General features: G+C 46.7%; 2 protein-coding genes and 1 pseudogene. 1 reads left to right on the top strand and 2 read right to left on the bottom strand.

Going from position 1 to position 3,550, the window contains the following annotated elements; all coding sequences use genetic code 11:
- Positions 1-1,877: 1,4-alpha-glucan branching protein GlgB (gene glgB / locus MSA64_RS05930; protein WP_277663258.1), on the bottom strand; the 1,877-nt coding region annotated here is incomplete at its 3' end.
- Between the two features lie 85 nt (positions 1,878-1,962).
- Positions 1,963-2,544, bottom strand: a complete 582-nt coding sequence (locus tag MSA64_RS05925; RefSeq protein WP_154431149.1) for a TetR/AcrR family transcriptional regulator — start codon at positions 2,542-2,544, stop codon at positions 1,963-1,965.
- 242 nt (positions 2,545-2,786) lie between these two features.
- Between MSA64_RS05925 and MSA64_RS05920 the strand changes: the two are divergent.
- Positions 2,787-3,550 (top strand): annotated as a pseudogene (locus MSA64_RS05920) (zinc ribbon domain-containing protein); the annotation flags it as partial.

Below are 3,550 nucleotides of genomic sequence, written 5' to 3'. Positions count from 1 at the left end.
GGAGCCAGCGGATATGCCACATGGTATGGCTGTCCGTCACATTCTCCCTTGACCGGTTTGAATACCGGATTGTCCACATGATGCTGTCCGCCGTAAGCCGGGTCTGCACTGCTCAGGATTAATTTACACTGTTTCTTCTGCGGTACACCTACCCAGTAGTCTTTCCGTTCTACCGGAGTAAAGTTGCAGACAAACAGCAGGTTGTTTCTTTTCGTCGGTGACCAGCGGATGAAACTGTAGATGCTTCTGTCTGCATCATTGGCATTGATCCATTGAAAACCATCATAGCCATTGGCATCCGCATACAGTGCCGGATATTTTTTATACATCATCTGCAAATCTCTTACATAATCCTGTAACTGCTGATGTCTTGCCTCACGGAGCAGATACCAGTCAAGCTCTCTCGCCTCACTCCACTCCTGAAACTGTCCGAACTCCTGTCCCATAAAAAGCAGCTTCTTACCCGGGTGACCCATCATGAAGGAATATCCGGCTTTCAGATTCTCAAATTTGTCATCGTACTCTCCGGGCATCTTGTTGATCATGGAGCATTTCAGATGGACAACTTCATCATGAGACAGTACCAGAATATACTCCTCGCTGAAGGCATACGTCATGGAGAAGGTCATCTTATTATGGTTGAATTTTCTGAAATACGGATCCAGTTTCATATACTCCAGGAAATCGTGCATCCATCCCATGTTCCACTTAAACGTGAATCCGAGACCGTTCTCTTTTTCCACATCTCCGGTTACTTTCGGCCATGCAGTAGACTCTTCAGCGATCATCATGGTTCCTTTGTTTCTTCCAAGAATCAGAGTATTCAGATGCTTGAAAAATTCAATAGCCTCCAGGTTCTCGTTACCGCCATATTTGTTCGCGATCCACTGTCCGTCTTTCTTTCCATAATCCAGATACAGCATGGACGCCACTGCATCCACACGCAGACCGTCTACATGGAACTCTTCGATCCAGTACAGTGCGTTCGCGATCAGGAAATTCTTGACTTCGTTTTTTCCATAATTAAAGATCTTGGTACCCCAGTCCGGATGCTCTCCCTGACGTGGATCAGAATGCTCGTAGATACAGGTTCCGTCAAACTCTGCCAGTCCGTGAGCATCTTTCGGAAAATGTGCCGGTACCCAGTCGAGGATGACACCGATCTTATTTTTATGTAAATAATTGACCAGATATTTGAATTCTTTCGGAGATCCGAAACGGGCGGTCGGTGCATAGTAACCGGTAACCTGATAACCCCAGGAGCCGTCAAACGGATGCTCCGCGATGCCCATCAGTTCCACATGAGTATAACCCATACGTTTTACATAATCTGCCAGCTCATGTGCCAGTTCCCGATAGCTGTAGAAGCCGTCCGGATCTCCATCGGAAGCCGGATGCTTTTTCCAGGAACCCGGATGTACTTCATAGATGGAAAGAGCAGCTCTTCTCGGATCCGTCTCTTTTCTCTTTTTCAACCATGCGGCATCGCCCCATTTGAAGCCTGTGATATCCGCGATACGTGATGCATTGCCCGGACGCATCTCAGACCAGTTTGCATAAGGATCTGCTTTGTACAGCAGTCTTCCGTCCATGGCACGGATACAGAATTTATACAGATCTCCCACTTTGGCTCCTGCAACAAAAGTCTCCCAGACACCGATCGGTCCTGTCTTTTTCATCGGATGGCGCTCCGGATCCCAGTCATTAAACTCACCGACAACAGAAACATCCTCTGCGTTCGGTGCCCATACTGCAAAATACGTGCCGCTTTTTCCATTCTGTGTTACCGGATGCGCTCCCAGTTTCTTATAAATATCATAATGCGTTGCCTGACCAAACAAATATTGATCCAGTTCCCCAAACTCCATCTTTGCCATATCCCCGTCTCCTTTTTCTTTTATCTTAACTGTCTTTCCAGTTATTTTTCACACTCATACATGCAACTGTTCCATACTTTCGCAGTTATGAATAAATACCGTACAGGAACTGCCGGACGATCTCATACGTTCTCTGATCCGTCATCACCAGTCCGTGTTCTTCATCCTGCTCTCTTCCCAGCATCATCATATGGGAATCCAGAATCCCCATGAAGCTGACCGCGAACTGCTCCTGACGGCCGCCCATATTTCCCAGACGATCTGCAGAATCCTCAAAGATCCGCACCACAAGCTGGTAATACTTCTGGATCAGCGGATACACCGTACGGAATCCTTCCGATTTTTTTCCGGAATAAAACTGACTCATCATAAACAGATAAAACTGCCAGTGGCTTCCCGCAAAATCAAAATATGCTCTCGCCACACGATATAACACCTGCGGGACATCCCCCGGTTCTTCCACTGCTTTTTCCAGCATCTCTTCCAGAATACGACTGTTCTCCTCAAGGATCGTTTCCATCAGTCCCTGCTTGCTTCCAAAATAATAATACAACGTCGGTTTTGTAATTCCGGACTGTTCTGCAATCTCCTGCACCCCAACCGCATCATATCCACGGGCACAAAACAGTTCCAGCGCTTTTTCCATGATCAGCTGCCGATTATCCATCTGTCTCAGCCCCTTTCCTTATATTTATCAGCTGTTGATCCGTAATTTTCCAGGGTAATCCCCTGTCTTTTTATATTATACCAATCGGTATATAAGGTGTCAACGCAATCTTCTCTTTCTGATTCTTGCTTTTTTACCAAAAAAAGTAATTATTTTTCATTAATTTTCACAAAATCTTCAGATATGTTTTCCTGTATTTGTGGTACAATAAAATCTGAAATTCTAACAAGGGGGAGTGAACTATGAAATGTCCATCCTGTGGTGCTGAAGTCACCGGTCGTTTTTGCAGCTACTGCGGTGCACCGCTTCCGGCCGCTTCCAATGACAATACTTCAGTCACAAAAAATACAGATACCGATCGTCTGGTGGATGACTGGCAGTCCTTCGATGATTATGTAAATCGCAACTTATCAAAACCAGTCGCTGATAATGGCAACGGTACCGGTAGTCCTGCTTCCGGTAAAAATGAGACTCCCGCTGCCAGACGTCGGGAAGAGAACAAAAAAAATCCAAACTCCGGTTCCGGCAGATCCAGAAATACTGCCACAAACCAGCATACGATTCATAAAACTACCACGCAGAAAACCAAAACCAAGCGAAAAAAGAAGAAAAAAGGAGGCGGACTCCTATCTGCAGCCACTTCTTTAACCACTGGAAGCGTAAAACTGGGAGGCACCCTGTTTTATCTTGTGATCCAGTGGATCTGCGTAGTCCTGATGGCTTTGTCCACCCTTCGTATGGCACAGAACTTCTGGGCCAACCGGGTGACCCTTGGCTCCATCGCCGGAGTAGTCCAGGAAAAGAATTATGCCCAGGGAATCTATCTGATTGGGGCACTGATCTGTGTGGGCTTTGGTTGTATCCAGGCACTGTGGATCGCCAGCAGAAAACGGATGCCGGATCACGGCAAGATCCGCCAGGTAGATATGGGACGGGGGCTGTTCGGTTTCGTTGTTCTGGTTCTTCTGGCATTTGTATCCACTTATGCCTATCCCATCCTTCCCGC

The organism is Oliverpabstia sp., assembly GCF_022785585.1.
In the GTDB taxonomy this organism is placed as follows: domain Bacteria; phylum Bacillota; class Clostridia; order Lachnospirales; family Lachnospiraceae; genus Oliverpabstia; species Oliverpabstia intestinalis.
This window is presented reverse-complemented; position numbering and strand designations above follow the sequence as displayed.

Excerpts from the sequence above, each read along its gene's own strand:
- MSA64_RS05925 (WP_154431149.1), bottom strand. The coding sequence starts at position 2,544 with ATGGATAATCGGCAGCTGATCATGGAAAAAGCGCTGGAACTGTTTTGT.